Source organism: Marinobacter goseongensis, from assembly GCF_023156235.1.
Taxonomy (GTDB): Bacteria; Pseudomonadota; Gammaproteobacteria; order Pseudomonadales; family Oleiphilaceae; genus Marinobacter; species Marinobacter goseongensis.
Genome location: NZ_JAKZAI010000007.1, coordinates 26306 through 46109, shown reverse-complemented (window position 1 = coordinate 46109; position 19804 = coordinate 26306). Strand labels below are relative to the sequence as shown.

The window sequence follows — 19804 nt, the reverse complement described above, 5'->3', positions numbered from 1 at the left end:
TCAGCCTTGAAGTTATTATTCGCGATCGCTTGCGGTGCACTCAGACGCAGACGGGTTGCTGGTGCAGCGGATCTTGCTGAGCAGGCTCATCATCTTGGGATGGTAAACCTTGTCTGCACCGCCACTGCCATCACGAAGCTGCAGGCGGTTCTCGCGGAACATCTCCTGGTAACCTTCAATATCACTCTCTGAAATTTGGATCCATTGCTTCTCAGGAATCGCTTCCTCCTGACCACGAATCAGGTTCATTGCCTGACCGTACATGCCCCATGCCACTTCCCGGGATTTCTGTGCGGTCTCGGCGTCGACAACGCCTTCACGGGCAATCACCTGAATGGTCAATTGTGCCAGTGGGTAGTCAACGATACCGCCCTTGTCGCCCACGCCCTTGTAAAGTTCCAGGGCCTCATACGCGAAGGCCGGAGCATAAGCGGTATCCACCGAGCCGTTGTTGAACTTGCCGGCAAAGTTGGTGATGTCGGAGGGCACAACCGTGGCCTTGACGTGGTTAACCATGTGAATGGCGTCTTTCTGGTAATCCAGGGTTGCCATGCGCTTACCGGCCAACTCACCCGCCGTGTCGATGCTGCGGTCATTTACAAACAGGTATCCTGCGCCGATGGGCACGATTCCCAGCACTTCGTAGCCGCCCTGCTGCATCAGCGGCGCGGCCTTGGGCTGCGCCAAGGTGGCCAGCACGGTCTTCAGGTCGTCATAGCTCGGAATCGCCCCAACCGCGCTGATACTGCCCGCGAACTTGTTAAACGGACGGGTGCGCAAATCAGTGGCCGCAACGGCGTCACACTGGCCGGAGTTGAAGTCACCCACTGCGACGCCTTCGTCGGTATAGGGGCGCAGATCGAAATCCACGCCGTGAGCCTTCATCTCAAGGGCATAGTCCTTGACCATATTGAACATGTCACCGTTGGCACCGATGACGTCGAACACGCACATCTTGACCGATTCAGCCGCAGCAAAAGGGGCCACAGCAACCAGGGACAAGGCAGCAAGGGATTTACGGATCATAATTGACCTCCGGGTCATTCTTGTGTTTGTAAGGGTTTTCTTTCAACGCCTGTGGACGCCTGCTTACAGCAGGTCGTCCAGGTTCATGGTTTCCACATCTTCTGCCCGCTCGGGGCTCATCTTGCCGAAAAAGCTCCGCGGCGTGCGGTAACCGTAATTCGCAGTCCAGTGTTTGTCAGAAGAGAACTGGATAACGTCGCGAGCGATTTCATCAAGCAACCGATAATCGTCGCTGACGACTATGGTGTTCTCGGCCTCTGCGAACCGCGCAATAACATCTTCCAGAACGTCTGGTCGGCCAAAGGTTTCCGCGGCTACGGCCTCAAGCGCCATGGATACACGGAGGCCAGAAGCGATCCCGAGTTTGGAGCTGTTTTCAAGAACCGCCCAGGGATCGGGAGCCAGTGCCGGCCGGGTGTCTGGCAATAACAGCCACACCAGGCTCCGAACCGCATTAGGCAGCCCGCCCCACTTTTCGTTATCAATACAGGTAGCCGCCCGCTCGGCCTGTGGCGCGATGTTGCGGGGAATGCCCGCCATTGCGCCGGAGTTGGCGTCGTTGACGATCGCCTGCATGCCGGTCAGCAGGCTCACCAGGAACGTCAGTTCGTCCTGATCCGAAAACAGGAATGGGCACTCAAGCTTTTCAGCACCGGGATCAAAGTCGTACGCGGCCATGCCACGCTGGAAAGCAATATATCGACGCTGTGCGGTCTCCGCATTCAGGCGCTTTGCACGCTCCCGGGCGTCTTTGGCTGCTGGCACGTTGCCTGCGTAATCTTCACGCAGATACTCCAGCTCCGCCTCCCATGCGCGCAGCTCAGAACAGTTGCCCGCCAGCAACATGATCAACGAACCAGGGATATCAGGTGGCGCGGTCACGCGTGAGAATGAATAAATAAGCGGATCAAGACTTTCACCGAGGGCACAGGCCATTTCCGTGTCAGACATCTGCAGCACATAGGGTGTTGCCTCTCCCTCGGCGTAGTTGGAGAGTACAATGCCTGTTGTGGTGTATATGGGATTTGCCGAGCAACCAGCCAGGAGGGCCAGTGCAGCGAGGGCAAACAGCTTGTTGCGCATGGCAACCATGCACCCGACGGTTTTATCCAGTGAAGAGATCATAATTCGCCTTGTGTTCTAAGTTGTTTTTATAAGTTCGGAGTGTCGGTACACACCCCTTGCACCTTCGACACCTGAAAGAATGCGGCGATTCTTCTCTCACAAAAATGGCTCGAATGCCGACCGGGTCATGCCGATCAGGCCAATGGCCCGGCAAGATAGGAAACTTCTGGAATTATTTTGATTAAAATCAATAACTTCAGAAAGGGCGCATTCGCAGTACATTTGTACCATTAATGAAACATTTTGCCACTGTGTTCCGGGTCGACTACTCCGCCAGCCCCATCATCGCGACCACCTGGTCCGTCAGGCCATCCAGACTCAACCCGCCATCCGGGCGATACCAGGTCACGGTCCAGCTCAGGGCACCGGTCAACAACCGGCGCACCACAAACGGTTCGGCCCGAAGATAGCCTGCGGCTTTTACCGCCTCCAGTACATCCAGCCACAACTGTTCATAGATGTCCCGCAACTCCAGCACCGCGGCCTGAGCGTCCTCCGACAGGCTGCGCCACTCAAACACCAGCACCGCCATGGCCTCTCCGGTCTGCCCGTTGATCGATTCGAGCTCGGCACGAATCAGTGCCCGGAGCTTGTCCCGGGGAGCATCCACGGCGTCCATCGCGGCCTGCATCAACGCGGTGTTGAGACGGATGGTTTCCACCATCACCGCCTTGAGAATGTCTTCCTTGGTGCGGAAATGGTGAAACAGGCTGCCGGACTGAATGCCTACGGCTGCGGCCAGATCCCGCACCGTGGTGCGCTCATAGCCTTTATCCCGGAACAACCGGGCCGCTTCCTTTAACAGACGCCCGCGGGCGCCCGCAGGATCGGAGACCAGATTTTCTGCAATCAGGGAACGGAGAATGGCGTCTTGAGTCACGGGCTAATCCAGGCGGCGAAACGATTTTGTAATTCTACCCGCAATTTGACTGTTTACAAACCAAGCGCTTGCTTGGTATTGTCGTTTTTATCCTAAGCCAACCTCCGTCAGTGACGCTTGCTCTGCTCCTGAACGGCCACCGGTCACAAGGCAACAACCATGGCAGATTCTCAAAAAACCGTTCGTATCGGCTGCTCCGCAGCCTTCTGGGGCGACACCGAAACCGCAGCGGCCCAGCTCGTTCACAAAGGCAATATCGACTACCTGGTGGCCGACTACCTGGCGGAAATCACCATGTCGATCATGGCCGGCCAGAAGATGAAAGACCCCACTCAGGGCTATGCGCGGGATTTTGTTCAGACCGTGATGGCGCCGCTGCTGGGTGATATCAAGGAAAAAGGCATTCGGGTACTGGCCAATGCTGGCGGTGTGAATCCGGTGGCCTGCCGCGATGCCCTGCAGGCATTGTGTGAGAAGGCCGGCGTGGAACTGAATATCGCACTGGTGCTGGGCGATGACCTGCTGATGAAAAAGAAACCGCTGGCAGAATCGGGCATCACCGAGATGACCACCGGCCAGCGGATGCCGCCGATGATGGTCAGCCTCAACGCTTACCTGGGCGCACCCGGTCTTGTAGCCGCTCTGGAACAGGGCGCGGACATAGTCATTACGGGCCGCGTGGCAGATAGCGCATTGGTACTGGCGCCCCTGGTTCACGAATTCGGCTGGAGCTGGAGCGATTACGACAAACTCGCCCAGGGCAGTCTGGCTGGCCATCTTCTGGAATGCGGCGCGCAATCCACCGGCGGCAACTTCACCGACTGGCAGCAGGTCGCCGACGGCTACGCTGACATGGGCTTTCCCATTGCGGAAATCAGCGCCAATGGCGACTTTCTGATGACCAAAGCCGACGGCACTGGCGGAATGGTCAGCCGCGGCACAGTGGCCGAGCAGCTGGTCTATGAAATCGGTGACCCCCGCGCCTATCTGCTGCCGGACGTCACCTGCGATTTCACCGGTGTGGAACTGACCGAGACCGGCGAGAATCAGGTCACCGTACGCGGTGCCCGCGGCCTGCCGCCCACCGACAGCTACAAGGTGTCCGGCACCTGGCCCGACGGCTTCAAATGCACCGTTACTTTCCTGCTTGCCGGCCTCGACGCCAAAGCCAAGGCGCAAGCCGTCGCCGACGCCATTCTGGCCAAAACCTCCCGTATGTTCAGTGAGCGCGGCCTGCCGGATTACACCGAAACCAGCGTTGAGTTACTGGGCACAGAAGCCACCTATGGCGCCCACGGCCAGCGCCAGGATTGCCGGGAGGTGGTGGTAAAAATCAGCACCGCCCACCCCAAGAAAGAGGCCCTGGTGTTGTTCTCCCGCGAGATCGCCCAGGCCGCTACTGGCATGGCACCGGGCATTACCGGCATTGTCGGCGGCCGCCCCACGGTGTGGCCAAAAATACGCCTCTACTCCTGCCTGGTGCCGAAACCCGAGGTCACCGTGGCGGTTGATCTGGGCGGCGAGAAACAGACGGTCACCGTGGACACCGCCGGTGGCTTCGATGCCGCCGCTGTGGCCGAACCGGCGCCCACCGGGGCATCACCGGCAACGGACACCACCGTTCGCCTGGTGGATCTGGCCTGGGCCCGCAGTGGCGACAAGGGCGACCACAGCAATATCGGCGTGATTGCCCGCCACCCGGATTTTGTCCCCTTTATAGCGGCGGCACTGACGGAGTCGGCCGTGGCCGAGTGGATGGCCCACACACTGAACCCTGAAACCGGCCGAGTCACCCGGTGGGCCCTGCCCGGTTTCCACGCCTTCAATTTCCTGCTGGAGCACAGCCTTGGCGGCGGTGGCGTCGCCAGCCTGCGCATTGATCCGCAAGGTAAGGCCTTCGCCCAGCAATTACTGGAATTCCCTGTGCCCGTTACCCGGGCCGCTCTGGAAAAAGGACAACGTTCATGAGCTATCAATCCATTTTTCACCCTGACCTGTTCAAGGGCCAGACCTTTATCGTCACCGGCGGTGGTTCCGGCATCGGTCGCTGCACCGCCCACGAGCTGGCCGCGCTGGGTGCCCGGGTGGCACTGGTCGGCCGCAAGGCGGAAAAGGTCGAAGCGGTGAAAGCGGAAATCATCGAAGACGGCGGCATTGCCTCTGCCCACGCCTGCGATATCCGTGAGGAAGAGTCGGTCAAAGCCACGGTCAAGGCCATCATTGCCGAGCACGGCGGGTTGCACGGCGTGGTGAATAACGCCGGCGGCCAGTTCCAGGCGCCGCTGACCGGAATCAGCCAGAAAGGCTGGGAAACCGTGGTGCGCACCAACCTGACCGGCGGCTTCCTGATGGCGCGGGAGGCTTACACCCAGGCGTTGTCCAAAACCGGCGGCTCCATCGTCAACATTGTCGCTGACATGTGGGGCGGCATGCCCGGCATGGGCCACTCCGGCGCAGCACGGGCGGGCATGGTCAACTTTACCCAGACCGCGGCGGTTGAGTGGGGCGCATCCGGCGTGCGTGTTAACGCCGTGGCCCCGGGCTGGATTGCCTCCAGTGGCATGGACAACTACCCCGAGCACATGCGTCAGTGGATTCGCAGCCTGGGCGACAACGTGCCCATCAAGCGTATGGGCACCGAATCGGAAGTCAGCTCCGCTATCTGCTTTCTGCTAAGCCCGGGCGCAGCCTTCATCAGTGGCGACTGCCTGCGAATCGACGGCGGCGCCTCCCAGGGCGGCCGGGTGTGGCCACTGCCGAAAGCAAAGAACAACGAACCCTACAACGGCTTCCACCGCGCCATCACCCCGAAAGTGCTGAGCGAAGACTGAGGAGCACATAATGCAGGTCATCGAATCCACCGTGAGCCCCCAGTCGGACGACTTCCGTGCCAACGCTGAGGCCATGGAAGCCCACATCACCACCTTCCGCGGGGTGGAGCAGAAAGTTCTGGATCTGGCCGAGGCGGCCCGGGAAAAGTTCACCAAGCGGCGCAAACTGCTGCCGCGGGACCGGATCAACCGACTGCTGGACCGGGGAGCGCCATTCCTGGAACTCTGCTCACTGGCCGGCTACAAGATGCACGATGACAAGGACGGCAGCATGGCCGGTGGCGGCATTATCGCCGGCATCGGCTATGTCAGTGGCATTCGCTGCCTGGTGGTCGCCAGCAACAGCGCCATCAAGGGCGGCACCATCACCCCGGCTGGCCTGGACAAGACCCTGCGCCTGCAGCAGATCGCCATGGAGAACAAACTCCCGGTGGTGTCGCTATCCGAGAGCGGCGGCGCCAACCTGAATTACGCCACGGATATTTTCGTGCTCGGCGCCCGCGGCTTTGCCAACCAGGCCCGCATGTCGGCCGCCGGCATTCCCCAGGTGACGGTGGTGCACGGCAACGCCACCGCCGGCGGTGCTTATCAGCCGGGCCTGTCGGATTACGTCATCGCCGTGCGCGACCAGGCCAAGATGTTTCTGGCCGGCCCACCGCTTTTGAAAGCCGCCACCGGTGAAGTGGCCACAGACGAGGAACTTGGCGGCGCCGAAATGCACGCCCAGGTTGCCGGCACCGCCGAATACCTGGCGGAAGACGACGCCGACGGCATCCGCCAGGCCCGCAACATTCTTGAGGCCCTGCCCTGGAACGAACAGCTGCCACCGAAACGGGAACTGCAGTGGGAAGAGCCACTGCATCCGGCGGAGGAGCTGCTGGGCGCGATCCCGGCAGATTCCAAAAAGCCCTATGACGTGCGCGAGATTCTGGCGCGCATCGCCGACGGTTCGAAGTTCATGGACTTCAAGAACGAATTCGACGACCAGACTGTGTGCGGCACCATCCGCATCGAGGGTCATTCCGTTGGCATTATCGGCAACAACGGCCCGATCACCCCGGCCGGCTCCGCCAAAGCGGCGCAGTTCATCCAGCTATGTGACCAGGCTGGAACCCCTCTGCTGTTCCTGCACAACACCACCGGTTTCATGGTGGGCACGCACTCGGAACAGAACGGCATCATCAAACACGGCTCGAAAATGATTCAGGCCGTGGCCAATTGCAGGGTGCCAAAGGTCGCAATTGTGATCGGCGGTTCCTATGGTGCAGGTAACTACGCGATGTGTGGTCGCGGTCTGGATCCGCGATTCATCTTCGCCTGGCCCAACAGCCGCACCGCCGTCATGGGTCCGGCCCAGGCCGGCAAAGTGATGCGCATCGTGGCGGAGGACAAACAGCGCCGCAGCGGCATGGAGCCGGATCCGAAGACCCTCGATTTTCTGGAGCAGGCCACGGCCAAGAAACTGGAGGACGGCTCCACGGCCCTGTTCGGCACTGCCCGGCTCTGGGACGACGGCCTGATCGACCCGCGGGACACGCGGCGGGTCGTAGCTTTGGTTCTGGACGTGTGCCGGGAAGCCGAGACGCGGCAGTTGCGGCCTAATACATTTGGGGTGGCTCGGCTTTGATTCTGGCTTTCTGGAATCGGTCCTCCACACCCGCCACCCAAGCTTGAGGACCTGCATCGACACAAGCAGGCACGAACTCGATCATCAGTAGGAGAACAAGAACATGAAATTCACAGCCGAACACGAAGCCCTGAGAAAAACCGTCCGCGACTTCGTGGAGAAGGAAATTAACCCCCATTGCGACGCCTGGGAAGAAGCCGGCGAGTTCCCGATTCATGACCTGTTCAAGAAACTCGGCAACCTCGGCCTGCTCGGTGTACAGAAGCCGGAAGAGTATGGCGGCATGGGGCTGGATTACAGCTACAACCTGGTCGTTGCGGAAGAACTGGGCATGGCCCACTGCGGCGGTGTACCGCTGGCGGTGGGCGTGCAGACCGACATGTGCACTCCTGCCATCGCCCGTTTCGGATCCCATGAACTCAAACGGGACTTCCTGGCACCCGCCATCGCCGGCGACATGGTCGGCTGTATCGGTGTGAGCGAAGTGGGGGCAGGCTCCGACGTTGCCGGCATGAAAACCACCGCCAAAAAAGACGGCGACGACTACATCATCAACGGCTCCAAGATGTGGATCACCAACAGCCCGAAGGCCGACTTCATCTGCCTGCTGGCCAACACGTCCGACGACAAGCCCCATAAGAACAAATCGCTGATCATCGTGCCCATGAAAACTCCGGGCATTTCCTTCAGCCCGCACCTGAACAAGTTGGGCATGCGCTCATCCGAAACCGCCCAGATTTTCTTTGACGACGTGCGCGTGCCCCAGAGCAACCGCATCGGCGCCGAAGGCACCGGCTTCATGATGCAGATGCTGCAGTTCCAGGAGGAGCGCCTGTGGGGTGCCGCCAACGTGATCAAGGCGCTGGAGAACTGCATCAACATGACCATCGATTACTGCCGCGAGCGCAAGACTTTCGGCCAGCCGCTGATCAACAACCAGGTAATTCACTTCCGCCTGGCCGAGCTGCAAACCGAAGTCGAGGCCCTGCGCGCCCTCACCTATCAGGCCTGTGAATTGCACATTGAGGGCAAAGACGTAACCCGCCTGGCGTCCATGGCCAAGCTCAAAGCCGGACGCCTCGGTCGCGAAGTAACCGACAGCTGCCTGCAGTATTGGGGCGGTATGGGCTACATGTGGGACAACCCGCTGTCACGCGCGTTCCGGGATGTGCGGCTGGTGTCCATCGGCGGCGGCGCCGACGAAATCATGTTGGGCATCATCTGCAAGATGATGGGAACCCTGCCGGGCAAGCGCAAGGACTGATCAGGTGGAGTCTTGATATGAGCCAGCTACCACACTGCGAAACACTGCGTCTGGAAAAGCAGGGCCCCGCCCTGCACGTCACCATCAACCGCCCGGACGCACGCAACGCCATGAGCCTGGAAATGGTGGCGGAACTGTCCGCACTGTTCACGCAAGTTGAAACCGACCTCAGCATCCGCGCCGTGGTCATCCGCGGCGCCGGGGGCCATTTTTGCGCCGGCGGTGACATCAAAGATATGGCCGGAGCGCGGGGGCAGAAAGCCGCCAGTGGCGAGGCCGATCCGTTCTACCGCCTGAACCGGGCGTTCGGCCAGATGATCCAGCAGGTCAACGAATCCTCCAAGGTCGTCATCGCCATCACCGAAGGTGCAGTCATGGGCGGGGGTTTCGGACTGGCCTGCGTATCGGACGTCGCCATCGCTGGCCCCACCGCCAAATTCGGCATGCCTGAAACCTCCCTCGGGGTTATCCCGGCGCAGATCGCGCCGTTTGTGGTTGAACGCATCGGCCTGACCCAAGCCCGCCGGCTGGCGTTGCTCGGTCTGAGGATCGGTGCCGACGAGGCCTGTGCTCTGGGCATTGTTCACCAGGTTGCCCCGTCGGAGGAGCAGATCGAAGACATGCTGGGCCAGGCTCTTGAGCGTGTCCGCCTGTGCGCACCAAAGGCCACCGCGGAAACCAAGGCGTTGCTCCACCGCGTCGGTCATGAATCCATGGATGGCCTGCTGGACAGCGCTGCCGAAAAATTCGCCGCCGCGATCCGGAGTGATGAAGGCTCTGAGGGCACCATGGCGTTCATGCAAAAACGTCCGCCAAAGTGGGCCGGCGACGCTGATTGATAGCGGGAGCGCGTGTGTGCGGGAGGCTTTCCAGAAAATTTCGGAGGCCATGGATGGCCGGAGAGAAGCGCACACGGATGTGCTTGTAGCGGTTTTCTGGAAAGCCTCCCACACACAGGCGCGGACAGGCACCAAAACAAAGAGAAGAGCACCATGCTAAAGAAGCTCCTGATAGCCAACAGAGGCGAAATAGCCGTCCGGGTCATCCGCACTGCCAAAGCCCTGGGATACCGCACCGTAGCGATCTACTCCGAAGCTGACGCCCGTGCACTGCACGTGCACGTGGCCGACGAGGCCGTTTGTGTCGGCCCGGCTCAGGTGGGCGCTTCCTACCTGAATGTGGACGCCATCCTCGAGGCCGCCACCAAAACCGGCGCCGACTGCATCCATCCCGGCTACGGCTTCCTCTCCGAGAACGCGGGCTTCGCCAACGCCTGCAAAAACGCGGGCCTGGTCTTCGTCGGGCCACCGGCCAGCGCCATCGAACTGATGGGTAGCAAACGCCGCTCCAAGATCGCCATGCAGCAGGCCGGCGTTCCCGTGGTTCCCGGCTACGAAGGCCCTGTCGAAGGTAACACCGCCAGCGATAATGAACTCATCAGCGCCGCGGCTGACATCGGCTACCCGTTGATGATCAAGGCGTCCGCCGGTGGCGGTGGCCGCGGCATGCGTCTGGTGCAGGAAGAAGGCGAACTGGCAGACAACATCAAACGTGCCCGTTCCGAAGCCAAACAGGCCTTCGGTGACGGCGAACTGATCCTCGAAAAAGCCGTAATCGAACCCCGCCACGTGGAAATCCAGGTCTTTGCCGACCGCCACGGCAACGCCGTCTACCTCGGCGAACGGGACTGCTCGGTGCAGCGGCGCCACCAGAAAGTGGTGGAAGAAGCACCCTCCCCGTTTGTCACGCCGGAACTGCGCCAGGCCATGGGCGAAGCGGCCGTGAAAGCCGCGCTGGCCTGCTCCTACGAGGGCGCCGGCACCGTCGAGTTCCTGGTGGGCAAGGATCGCAACTTCTACTTCCTGGAAATGAACACCCGCCTGCAGGTAGAACATCCGGTCACCGAATTGATCACCGGACAGGATCTGGTGGCGTGGCAATTGGCCGTCGCGGAAGGACAGCCTCTGCCTCTGCAACAGCAGGATATCCAGCTCAATGGCCACGCCATCGAGGTGCGCCTGTACGCGGAGGATCCGGCACACGAGTTCACCCCGCAGACCGGCCCACTGTACTCCTTCCAGCCGGCACTGGGCGAAGGCCTTCGGTACGACACCGGCGTGCGCTCCGGCGACACCATCACGCCGCATTATGATCCCATGCTGGCCAAAGTCATTGCCTGGGGCCAGAACCGTGACGAGGCCCGCCGCCGGCTGATCAGGGCGCTGGAAGACACCACCGTGTTCGGGGTGACCACCAACCGTTATTTCCTCAGCCGCATCATCGCCAACGACACCTTCGGCGCGGGCGGAGCTACCACGGCATTCCTGCAGCAGGCCTTCCGTGACGATCCATCATTGGCGCCCTTTTCCCCCGGCACCCGCGAACTGGCTCTGGCCGCCTGCGTGCTCGATCATGGCATTTCGGGCCAGAGCGGCTGGAGCAATGCCCCGTCCACTATGACCCCGATGAAGCTGGACACCGGCGACGGAACTGCGGAACTTCTGGTTCGCAAGACCGGCCATACCGTGTCTGTCAGCCAAGGCGACAGTCACCACCAACTCGTCCTGGAAAGCCTTGGCGATGGCCTGTTATGCATCATCGACAACGGCGTACGTCACCGTTGCCAATATCACCGCGAAGGCGATTCCCTATATTTGCAGGCGTTCGGGCAAGCCTGGGCGGTGCGGGATGTGACCCACCAGCCGGCGGCAGGCGCTAATGGCGCCGGCAGCGGCAAGATTCAGGCCTCCATGGATGGCGCCATTATCGATGTGCTGGTGGCGCCCGGAGAAACCGTCCAGCAAGGCCAGACACTGGTTATACTGGAGGCCATGAAAATGGAGCATCCGGTCAAGGCTGATCGCGACGGTGTGGTCGGCGAGGTGCTGGTCAGCAATGGTGATCAGGTCAAACGCAGCCAGTTGCTGGTGAACATCGCCGCAGGCGAGGCGGCCGAACAGGAGGCCAGCGCATGAGCAGCCTGAACAGACGAACCGTGTTCATCACCGGCGGCAGCCGGGGCATTGGCCGCGCCATTGCCCTCGCCTGCGCACGACAGGGGGCAAACGTGGTGATCGGAGCCAAATCCGACACCCCGCACCCGAAACTGCCCGGCACTATTCACAGTGTGGCTGAGGAAATTCGTGCCGCCGGCGGGCAGGCGCTGCCGCTGGTGCTGGACGTTCGCGATGAGGAACTGGTGCGGCAGCGGGTGAACGAGGCGGCCGAGCATTTTGGCGGCATCGACGTACTGGTCAATAACGCTGGCGCGATTCGTCTGACCGGCGTGGAGAACCTCAAGGCCAGCCGTTATGACCTGATGCACCAGGTCAACGCCCGTGCGGTATTTCTTTGCAGTCAGGCAGCACTGCCCTGGCTGAAGGCGTCGAACAACGCTCACATTCTGAGCCTTTCACCGCCGTTGAATCTGGACACCAAATGGTTCGCCCAGTACGGACCTTACACGACGACCAAGTACGCCATGACTATGCTCAGCATGGGGATGGCAGAGGAATTCAGGCGTTACGACATTGCCGTTAACTGTCTGTGGCCGAAAACCCTGATTGCCACGGCCGCCATTGAGTTTGAAGTGGGTGGCCCGCAGATGATGGCCCAGGGTCGCAAGCCCGAGATCATGGCCGATGCCGCCGTCAGTATTCTCAACCGGCCCGGCACCAGCCTGACCGGACAGGCGCTGATCGACGAAGACGTCCTGAGAGAAGGCGGCGTGACCGATTTCGAACAGTACCGTTACGCAGACGGCGACAAGCCGCTGCTACCGGATCTGTTCCTGGATTAGCCCCGGCGGCGGATGGTGTCCCGGGGCGATAACAAGACCACAATTCAACACCCTTACGGAAAGCACCATGAGTCAAGACAACGTTTCAGCCCGTGACATCGTCCGCAGCATTCCCGGCATCGTTCGCCGCTTCCCGGCCATCGCCAAGGGCTACTATTACTACTCGGTCAAGAACGAGAAGAAGGAGCTGACCCTCGGCGTTCTGGTGGAGCGTAACGCCGAGAAATACCCGTCCCGCCCGGCCATCGCCTACGAAGACCGTAGCATTAGCTGGTCCGAATTCAATAACTGGGCCAACCGAATCGCCAATTTTCTGTTGGCCCAGGGGCTGGTCAAGGGTGATGCCATTGCCGTCTTCCTGGAAAACCGACCGGAGTTGCTGGCCGTGGTCGCCGGCGCTGCCAAGATTGGCGTTTCCTGCGCCATGCTCAACACCTCCCAGAAAGGCAAGGTGCTGGAACACAGCGTCAACCTGATCAAACCGCGCATGGTGGTGGTCGGCGAGGAACTGATCGAGCCGTTTGATGCGGTGAGAGACGACCTGCAGACCCGCCATGGCACCCCCTTTCTGTACCTGGCGGACGCCAATACCCAGAGCATGTTCGGCGACGCGCCGGAAGGCTACGTCAACATGGCGGAAAAAGTGAGCGCCTACAGTGGCACCAACCCGGTGCTGAGCAACCCGCCCAGAATGGGTGACACCGCCATCTACCTGTTCACCTCCGGCACCACCGGCTTGCCCAAGGCCGCGCCCGGCAGCCATCGCAAGTTCGTGAAAGCGTACGGCGGCTTCGGGTTGATGTCGCTGGCCATGGAGCCGGAAGATGTACTGTACTGCACGCTGCCGTTGTACCACGGTACCGCCCTGCTGGTGTGCTGGGGCTCAGTGCTGGCCGGAGGTTCGTCCATCGCACTGCGCCGCAAGTTCTCCGCCAGCGCCTTCTGGGACGATGTACGCCGCTACAAGGCCACCACCTTCGGCTACGTGGGCGAACTCTGCCGTTACCTGCTGAACCAGCCGGCGAGCGAGCAAGACCGTAACCACAACCTGACCAAGATGATCGGCAACGGCTTGCGGCCGTCCATCTGGAAGGAGTTCAAGCAACGTTTCGGCATCGAAACCGTGGCGGAGCTCTATGCCTCCAGTGAGGGCAACATCGGCTTCTCCAACTTCTTCAACATGGACAACACGGTCGGCTTCTCTACCGCCCCCTACAAGCTGGTCAAATTCCACGAAGGCACCCGCGATCCGATCCGCAACAAGAAGGGCTACATGGAAACCGTCCGCAAGGGCGAGCCCGGCCTGCTGATCGGCGAGATCACCAAGAAATGGTCGTTCGAGGGTTATACCCAGAAAGACGCCACCGAGAAATCCATCCTCCGCGACGCCTTCAAGAAAGGCGATGCCTGGTTCAACACCGGCGACGTGCTCAAGGAGATTGGCTGCGGCCACCTGCAGTTCGTGGACCGCATGGGGGATACCTTCCGCTGGAAAGGCGAGAACGTCTCAACCACCGAGGTGGAAAACATTCTCGACGGCTCCGGCATGGTGGAAGAGGCCATCGTCTACGGCGTGGAAATCCCAAAAACCAACGGCAAGGCCGGCATGGTGACGCTGGTGCCCCAGAGCAACGGCAGCGAATTCGACATCAACAAGCTGTTCGCCTACCTGAAGGAGAACCTGCCGGCTTACGCCATTCCAGTGTTTGTCCGCGTGACCAAGGCCATCGAGAAAACCGGTACGTTCAAGTACCGTAAAGTGGATATCCAGAAAGCCGGCTATTCCCTCGGCAAAACCGGTGAGGAGGTGTATGCCCGGCTGCCACGCACCGATGGATACACCAAGCTCGATAAGAAGCTGGTATCGGAGATTGACGACGGGAAGGTTAGTTTCTGACTTTGAATGAACCCATGCCTCTGAGCTTTGGATCTATCTGAGAGGCTGATGAGCCGTGTCGGGCAGGCCTGCCCGACATGGCGTCACCACCACATCAAGCAGGCTACGATAACCGAACTCCCAAGCTTTGACCCTAGCCGACCTTGAGCACCACCTTCCCGGTAGCACGGCGTTCGGTCAGTGCACCCAGAGCCTTGGCATAGTCCTCGAATTCGAACACTTCGCTGATCTTCGGATCGATTTTGCCCTCGGCGTAAAGCTTCATCAGCTCCATCATGTTCTGGGCGCTGGCCTGCGGCTCGCGCTGGGTAAAGCTGCCCCAGAACACGCCGACCACGGAACAGCCCTTGAGCAGCGTCAGGTTGGCGGGAATCTTGGGGATGTCGCCGGCAGCGAAACCGATGATCAGGTGGCGGCCGTTCCAGGCCATGGCGCGCAGGGCCTGCTCGGTGAATTCGCCGCCAACCGGATCGTAGATCACATCTACGCCCTTGCTCTTGGTCAGCTTCTTCACCGCCTCTTTCAGGGGGTCTTCGGTGTAGTTGATCAGGTCGTCAGCGCCCGCGGCTTTCGCGACCGCCAGCTTTTCCGCGGAACTGGCCGCGGCAATCACATGGGCGCCCATGGCCTTGCCCAGCTCGACCGTGGCCAGACCCACACCGCCGCTGGCACCAAGCACCAGCAGAGTTTCTCCGGGCTGGATGTTGGCGCGCTGTTTCAGGGCATAGTAGGAGGTGCCGTAGACCATGGAGAACGCGGCGGCCTTTTCATCCGGCATGGCGTCGGGTATCGGCAGCAGGTTCTGCTCCGGCGCGACGATTTCTTCGGCGAAGGCGCCGTAGCCGGTGAGTCCAGCCACCCTGTCACCAGGCTTGAAGCGAGTCACCTTCTCACCCACTTCAAGGACTTCACCGGCCATTTCACCGCCGGGTGAAAACGGCAGTGCCGGCTTGAGCTGGTATTTGTTCTCGATGATCAGGGTGTCGGGGAAGTTAAGGCCCGCAGCTTTGACGCGGATTTTGACACCATAGCCCTTGACCACAGGGCTCTCGATGTCTTCGATCACCAGCTTGTCAGCCGGACCGTACTCCTTGCAGAGGATGGCTTTCATTCAATGACTCCATGGTTGTAGGCATAGGGGAATACCTTGTCTTATGCCCATCAAGCTAAACAGAGTCACTGCATGAAGCAAATAAAGATCTCTTATCTCACCGCATTAGCAACGCTTATAGGGAAGCACCGTCACAGCAGCGTGGCGGTGAATGCCAAAGCACCGATCAGGCAGACGGCCGCAACAATCAGTCCGGTACGAATGACCGGCGAGAGTGCCCCGGGTGTCGCCTCTGTCCGGACCGGCCCATCGTGGTTGACCAGCTTCTGATCCTGGCTCGACCGGCGGATCAGCCCGATCATCTCTTCGCACTGCTCCCGTGAGAAGTCGGTCGGGTTGAAACGCTGCATGCCATGCTTTCCCAGGAGGCGTCGGACATCGGCCGACGTGGGCACGTATTTCATCGACCAGTTGGTGAAGGTGTGTTCGGCCAGAGGCTCCTCGAGAAGCGTGCGCACGTTGCGGTGCCGGTCATCGCAAGCGATACGCTCGTAGGTCCGCCGGAGCGCTTCTTCTTCACCCTCCAGATACTGAAAGAAATGATCGTCGCCGTAATAAAGACCGCCCACCAACTGACTTTTACCGTTGTTACGCCGGGAGGCCATCAGGATTCGCGCAACGTGGGGCTCAACCCCTTTTTCCACAGGTTGGGCTTCGAATGTGGCTTCACTGGCGTAGGCCAAGCGCATCAATGCCATGTAGGACTCCGTACTGCTGGCAATCGGTAAGGTGAACCTGAAATACGTTTGCAACCGGCTCGGGGATCACCCCGGACCGAGAGCCGGGGGTGAATCCACCGGCGATTTAAGCTATCCTTCGCGCACTCAAACCGGCCGGTCCGCCACTGTTTCCCGCCTTTCAGGGTCTGCTATGTTCGACATAATCTATCTTCTTGAAATGATTGGCATCGTTGCATTTGCTGTTTCAGGAATGATTGTTGCCCGCTCCAAGAATATGGATCCTGTGGGCGTGTTTACCATCGGGTTCATTACCGCACTGGGTGGCGGTACCCTGCGGGACCTGATGATGGACAATCACCCACTGTACTGGATCAAGCACCAGGAGCAGCCGATCCTGATTCTCGCCATCGCAATCGTGTTCAGCTATTGGCGCCGGGCGGAGCGGATTCGTGAGTCCGGGATTGTGTTCCCCGATGCCATCGGGCTGGGCATTTTCTCGATACTGGGCGCGCAGCTGGCTCTGGATCTCGGGCACTCCTGGTTCATCGCCTCCCTCCTCGGGGTGATGACCGGCACCTTCGGTGGCTTATTACGGGACACCCTGTGTAACGAGGTGCCCTACATTTTCCGCAAGGACCAGATCTACGCCTCGATTTCCTTTGCCGGTTGCTGGCTCTATTTCGTGTGTCAGTGGTTGTTGGAAAGTGAAACCATCGCCCTGACGGTTGGCCTGCTGTTTATCGTGTTTGTCCGGATGCTTGCCGTCCGTTTTGATATCCGCCTGCAGCGGGACGCCCATCAACAGCATTGAGCACGAACCGACAGGATGAACCGGAAATCATCCCTTGGCCTGAGCCGTTTCAGCCGGTAACATTGCCGTTTTTTCACCCAATTCAGTTTCACCGATCCAGTTCCGAACCGTAACCCTACCCAGCACGCAGTGAGGCAGACACCCGTCATGCTTGAGCGACTATTTCAGTTAAAAGCCCATGGCACCAACGTTCAAAGAGAAGTGGTGGCTGGCATAACCACCTTCCTGACCATGGCCTACATCATCGTGGTCAACCCGGGCATGCTTCAGGCAGCGGGCATGGATTACGGTGCGGTGTTTGTGGCCACCTGTCTCGCGGCCGTCATTGGCACCCTGATCATGGGCCTGTGGGCCAACTACCCGATTGCCCTGGCCCCGGGCATGGGCCTTAACGCGTTTTTCTCATTCACCGTGGTCGGCAGCATGGGCTACAGCTGGCAGGTGGCCCTCGGTGCGGTGTTCATCTCCGGTTTCCTGTTTTTCCTGCTGAGCATTTTCAAGGTCCGGGAGTGGATCATCAACAGCATTCCACTGTCCCTGCGTTTCGGCATTTCCGCCGGTATCGGCTTCTTTCTGGCGCTGATCGCCTTCAAGAATGCCGGCGTGGTGGTGGATAACCCCGCCACACTGGTCGGCATGGGGGACGTCAGAGTTCCCGAGGCACTGCTGTTCTTCGGTGGATTTGCGCTGATCTGTGCCCTGGCGTTTCGCCAGGTCACCGGCGCCGTGATGATCGGCATCATTGCCGTTACCGTGATCGCAATGATGCTGGGCCTGGTGGAGTACAACGGCTTTGTGTCCGCCCCACCCAGCATGGCACCGACCTTCATGCAGCTGGATCTGGCCGGCGCCTTCAACGTGGGCATGATCAGCGTGATCTTCGCGTTCCTGTTCGTGGACCTGTTCGACACGTCCGGCACCCTGATCGGCGCCGCCCAGCGCGGCGGGCTGCTGGACAAGGACGGCAAACTGCCCCGACTTGGCCGCGCGCTAATGTCTGATTCCGTGGCCACCATGTCCGGTGCAGCCATGGGCACGTCCACCACCACCAGCTACATTGAATCCACCGCCGGCATTTCTGCCGGTGGTCGCACCGGGCTGACCGCGGTGGTGGTTGCCGCGCTGTTCCTGGCGTGCCTGTTCCTGTCGCCCATCGCCAGCGTGATTCCCCCCTACGCCACCGCACCGGCATTGCTGTTTGTCGCCGTGCTGATGACCTCCGGGCTCAAGCTGATCGACTGGGACGATGTTACCGATGCCGCCCCGGCCGTGGTGACCGCGCTGATGATGCCGCTGACCTTTTCCATCGCCAACGGCATTGCCCTGGGCTTCATTACCTACGCCGTACTGAAGGCACTCGCCGGCCGCTGGTCTCAATTGAACATCAGCGTGGTGATTATTGCTGTCATATTCGTGTTGAAATTCATGTTCCTGGACGCGGCGTAAGCTGCCTCCAGCGCATATCGGACGACTTATGGATTACTTCTCAGAGAGCATCAAGAAAGCCATCCGCACCGTGCCCGACTGGCCCAAGCCCGGCGTAGCGTTTCGTGACATCACGACGGTTCTGCAGGACCGCACGGCGTTTCGCAAACTGATCGATGCCTTTGTGCACCGTTACCACGGCCAGGCCATCGACGCTGTGGCCGCCGTGGACGCCCGCGGCTTCATCATCGGCTCGGCGCTGGCCTATGAGCTCAACGCCTCGCTGGTGCTGGTGCGCAAGAAAGGCAAGCTGCCGTTTGACACGCTGGTGGAAGATTACGAGCTGGAGTACGGCACCGCGTCCGTCGAGCTCCACAAAGACGCCTTCAAGCCCGGCGACAAGATCGTGCTGGTGGACGATCTGATTGCCACCGGTGGCACCATGCTGGCCGCCTCGCGGCTGATCCGCCGTATTGGCGCGGAGATTGTGGAAGTAGCCGCGATGATCGATCTGCCGGATCTGGGCGGTTCCCGCAAGCTGCAGGACGAAGGGCTGGCGGTCTATATTGTGTGTTCGTTCGAGGGCGAGTAACACCAAGCGCAATCAGGAGGCGGTCATGCCCGACTATCAACACCACTGGAAGGACGGCACCCCCGTTCATCTGCCCCTTGGCAAGATTGTCTGTATTGGCCGCAATTACGCGGAACACGCCCGGGAACTGAACAATCCGGTTCCGGACGAGCCGTTGTTGTTTATCAAACCGTCCACCGCGGCGGTGCACATCACTCGGCCGCTGGATTTCCCCCGGGATCGAGGCGACGTTCACTTCGAGACCGAACTGGCGGTATTGATTGGCCGGCCACTGGCCAATGCCTCGGCCACCGAGGCGGAGGCGGCCATTCTCGGCTATGGTCTGGCGCTGGATCTGACGCTGAGGGACGTCCAGAGCAAGCTGAAAGAAAAAGGCCATCCCTGGGAACGGGCCAAAGCTTTTGACGGCGCCTGCCCACTGTCGCCGTTTGTCAGTGTCGACAAGCTCCGCAGGGATCACCTCACCTTTACCCTGGACATCGATGGCCAGCGCCAGCAGACCGGCGATACCCGCGAGATGCTGAACGCCATTGTGCCGTTGATTGCTCACATGAGCAGCCAGTTCACGCTGTTACCGGGCGATGTGGTGCTCACCGGCACGCCAAAAGGCGTAGGCCCACTGGTCTCAGGCCAGACGCTCTCGCTGGAACTGGACGACGTGCTGTTTGTCGAGACCACTGTGCTCTGACGCCGGTTCCTGTACTCTGGTCCAACCGCCCGTCAGGACGTATATCAG

Annotated in this window: 17 protein-coding genes; 12 read left to right on the top strand and 5 right to left on the bottom strand. The window is 60.4% G+C overall.

Annotation, left to right across the window (positions count from 1 at the left end; translation table 11 throughout):
• Positions 1 to 15 precede the first annotated feature (15 nt).
• The 3 genes from MLC70_RS07900 to MLC70_RS07890 form a co-directional block, all read right to left on the bottom strand.
• Entirely contained in the window at positions 16 to 1026 is a 1011-nt protein-coding gene (locus MLC70_RS07900) for a putative solute-binding protein (protein WP_248182820.1), read from the bottom strand.
• Between the two features lie 63 nt (positions 1027 to 1089).
• Entirely contained in the window at positions 1090 to 2151 is a 1062-nt protein-coding gene (locus MLC70_RS07895; protein WP_248182818.1) for a hypothetical protein, read from the bottom strand.
• Positions 2152 to 2416: 265 nt separating this feature from the next.
• Positions 2417 to 3031 carry a TetR/AcrR family transcriptional regulator gene (locus MLC70_RS07890; RefSeq protein ID WP_248182816.1) on the bottom strand — a complete coding sequence of 205 codons (615 nt, stop codon included), beginning with the start codon at positions 3029 to 3031 and terminating at the stop codon, positions 2417 to 2419.
• A gap of 159 nt (positions 3032 to 3190) precedes the next feature.
• Here MLC70_RS07890 and MLC70_RS07885 point away from each other — a divergent pair, with 159 nt between their 5' ends.
• The 8 genes from MLC70_RS07885 to MLC70_RS07850 all read left to right on the top strand — a co-directional run bounded on the left by MLC70_RS07885 (position 3191) and on the right by MLC70_RS07850 (position 14449).
• Positions 3191 to 4999: an acyclic terpene utilization AtuA family protein gene (locus MLC70_RS07885; protein WP_248182815.1), complete on the top strand. Its 1809-nt coding sequence runs from the start codon at positions 3191 to 3193 to the stop codon at positions 4997 to 4999.
• The gene (locus MLC70_RS07880) at positions 4996 to 5862 is read left to right on the top strand and encodes an SDR family oxidoreductase (protein ID WP_248182812.1); all 867 of its coding nucleotides are present in this window, start codon (positions 4996 to 4998) and stop codon (positions 5860 to 5862) included. Before MLC70_RS07885 ends, MLC70_RS07880 begins: the two co-directional genes overlap by 4 nt.
• Before the next feature lie 10 nt (positions 5863 to 5872).
• Positions 5873 to 7489 (top strand): acyl-CoA carboxylase subunit beta, encoded by a 1617-nt coding sequence (locus MLC70_RS07875; RefSeq protein WP_248182810.1) that lies wholly within the window; start codon positions 5873 to 5875, stop codon positions 7487 to 7489.
• A 103-nt stretch (positions 7490 to 7592) separates the two neighbouring features.
• Complete coding sequence (locus MLC70_RS07870; protein ID WP_248182808.1) at positions 7593 to 8753, top strand: acyl-CoA dehydrogenase family protein; 1161 nt, start codon at positions 7593 to 7595, stop codon at positions 8751 to 8753.
• A 17-nt stretch (positions 8754 to 8770) separates the two neighbouring features.
• Complete coding sequence (locus MLC70_RS07865; RefSeq protein ID WP_248182806.1) at positions 8771 to 9592, top strand: enoyl-CoA hydratase/isomerase family protein; 822 nt, start codon at positions 8771 to 8773, stop codon at positions 9590 to 9592.
• A gap of 153 nt (positions 9593 to 9745) precedes the next feature.
• Complete coding sequence (locus MLC70_RS07860; RefSeq protein WP_248182804.1) at positions 9746 to 11728, top strand: acetyl/propionyl/methylcrotonyl-CoA carboxylase subunit alpha; 1983 nt, start codon at positions 9746 to 9748, stop codon at positions 11726 to 11728.
• Positions 11725 to 12552, top strand: a complete 828-nt coding sequence (locus MLC70_RS07855; protein ID WP_248182802.1) for an SDR family oxidoreductase — start codon at positions 11725 to 11727, stop codon at positions 12550 to 12552. Before MLC70_RS07860 ends, MLC70_RS07855 begins: the two co-directional genes overlap by 4 nt.
• 67 nt (positions 12553 to 12619) lie before the next feature.
• Positions 12620 to 14449, top strand: coding sequence for a long-chain-acyl-CoA synthetase (locus tag MLC70_RS07850; protein ID WP_248182800.1), 1830 nt, complete (start codon positions 12620 to 12622; stop codon positions 14447 to 14449).
• A gap of 133 nt (positions 14450 to 14582) precedes the next feature.
• On the opposite strand, the gene MLC70_RS07845 is transcribed toward MLC70_RS07850, so the two are convergent.
• On the bottom strand, positions 14583 to 15560 hold the full coding sequence (locus MLC70_RS07845; protein ID WP_248182798.1) for an NADPH:quinone oxidoreductase family protein: 978 nt from the start codon (positions 15558 to 15560) through the stop codon (positions 14583 to 14585).
• Between the two features lie 131 nt (positions 15561 to 15691).
• Positions 15692 to 16258, bottom strand: coding sequence for a BLUF domain-containing protein (locus MLC70_RS07840; RefSeq protein ID WP_248182796.1), 567 nt, complete (start codon positions 16256 to 16258; stop codon positions 15692 to 15694).
• A 172-nt stretch (positions 16259 to 16430) separates the two neighbouring features.
• Here MLC70_RS07840 and MLC70_RS07835 point away from each other — a divergent pair, with 172 nt between their 5' ends.
• The 4 genes from MLC70_RS07835 (at position 16431) to MLC70_RS07820 (ending at position 19756) form a co-directional block, all read left to right on the top strand.
• Complete coding sequence (locus tag MLC70_RS07835) at positions 16431 to 17051, top strand: trimeric intracellular cation channel family protein (RefSeq protein ID WP_248182795.1); 621 nt, start codon at positions 16431 to 16433, stop codon at positions 17049 to 17051.
• Between the two features lie 147 nt (positions 17052 to 17198).
• A complete protein-coding gene (locus tag MLC70_RS07830) occupies positions 17199 to 18497 on the top strand; it encodes an NCS2 family permease (protein WP_248182792.1) in 1299 nt (432 codons plus the stop codon).
• A gap of 28 nt (positions 18498 to 18525) precedes the next feature.
• The gene (locus MLC70_RS07825) at positions 18526 to 19068 is read left to right on the top strand and encodes an adenine phosphoribosyltransferase (RefSeq protein WP_248182791.1); all 543 of its coding nucleotides are present in this window, start codon (positions 18526 to 18528) and stop codon (positions 19066 to 19068) included.
• A gap of 25 nt (positions 19069 to 19093) precedes the next feature.
• On the top strand, positions 19094 to 19756 hold the full coding sequence (locus MLC70_RS07820; RefSeq protein ID WP_248182790.1) for a fumarylacetoacetate hydrolase family protein: 663 nt from the start codon (positions 19094 to 19096) through the stop codon (positions 19754 to 19756).
• The last annotated feature ends 48 nt before the right edge of the window (positions 19757 to 19804 follow it).

Excerpts from the sequence above, each read along its gene's own strand:
- MLC70_RS07900 (WP_248182820.1), bottom strand. The coding sequence starts at position 1,026 with ATGATCCGTAAATCCCTTGCTGCCTTGTCCCTGGTTGCTGTGGCCCCT.
- MLC70_RS07895 (WP_248182818.1), bottom strand. The coding sequence starts at position 2,151 with ATGATCTCTTCACTGGATAAAACCGTCGGGTGCATGGTTGCCATGCGC.
- MLC70_RS07885 (WP_248182815.1), top strand. The coding sequence starts at position 3,191 with ATGGCAGATTCTCAAAAAACCGTTCGTATCGGCTGCTCCGCAGCCTTC.
- MLC70_RS07880 (WP_248182812.1), top strand. The coding sequence starts at position 4,996 with ATGAGCTATCAATCCATTTTTCACCCTGACCTGTTCAAGGGCCAGACC.
- MLC70_RS07875 (WP_248182810.1), top strand. The coding sequence starts at position 5,873 with ATGCAGGTCATCGAATCCACCGTGAGCCCCCAGTCGGACGACTTCCGT.
- MLC70_RS07870 (WP_248182808.1), top strand. The coding sequence starts at position 7,593 with ATGAAATTCACAGCCGAACACGAAGCCCTGAGAAAAACCGTCCGCGAC.
- MLC70_RS07865 (WP_248182806.1), top strand. The coding sequence starts at position 8,771 with ATGAGCCAGCTACCACACTGCGAAACACTGCGTCTGGAAAAGCAGGGC.
- MLC70_RS07860 (WP_248182804.1), top strand. The coding sequence starts at position 9,746 with ATGCTAAAGAAGCTCCTGATAGCCAACAGAGGCGAAATAGCCGTCCGG.
- MLC70_RS07855 (WP_248182802.1), top strand. The coding sequence starts at position 11,725 with ATGAGCAGCCTGAACAGACGAACCGTGTTCATCACCGGCGGCAGCCGG.
- MLC70_RS07850 (WP_248182800.1), top strand. The coding sequence starts at position 12,620 with ATGAGTCAAGACAACGTTTCAGCCCGTGACATCGTCCGCAGCATTCCC.
- MLC70_RS07845 (WP_248182798.1), bottom strand. The coding sequence starts at position 15,560 with ATGAAAGCCATCCTCTGCAAGGAGTACGGTCCGGCTGACAAGCTGGTG.
- MLC70_RS07840 (WP_248182796.1), bottom strand. The coding sequence starts at position 16,258 with ATGGCATTGATGCGCTTGGCCTACGCCAGTGAAGCCACATTCGAAGCC.
- MLC70_RS07835 (WP_248182795.1), top strand. The coding sequence starts at position 16,431 with ATGTTCGACATAATCTATCTTCTTGAAATGATTGGCATCGTTGCATTT.
- MLC70_RS07830 (WP_248182792.1), top strand. The coding sequence starts at position 17,199 with ATGCTTGAGCGACTATTTCAGTTAAAAGCCCATGGCACCAACGTTCAA.
- MLC70_RS07825 (WP_248182791.1), top strand. The coding sequence starts at position 18,526 with ATGGATTACTTCTCAGAGAGCATCAAGAAAGCCATCCGCACCGTGCCC.
- MLC70_RS07820 (WP_248182790.1), top strand. The coding sequence starts at position 19,094 with ATGCCCGACTATCAACACCACTGGAAGGACGGCACCCCCGTTCATCTG.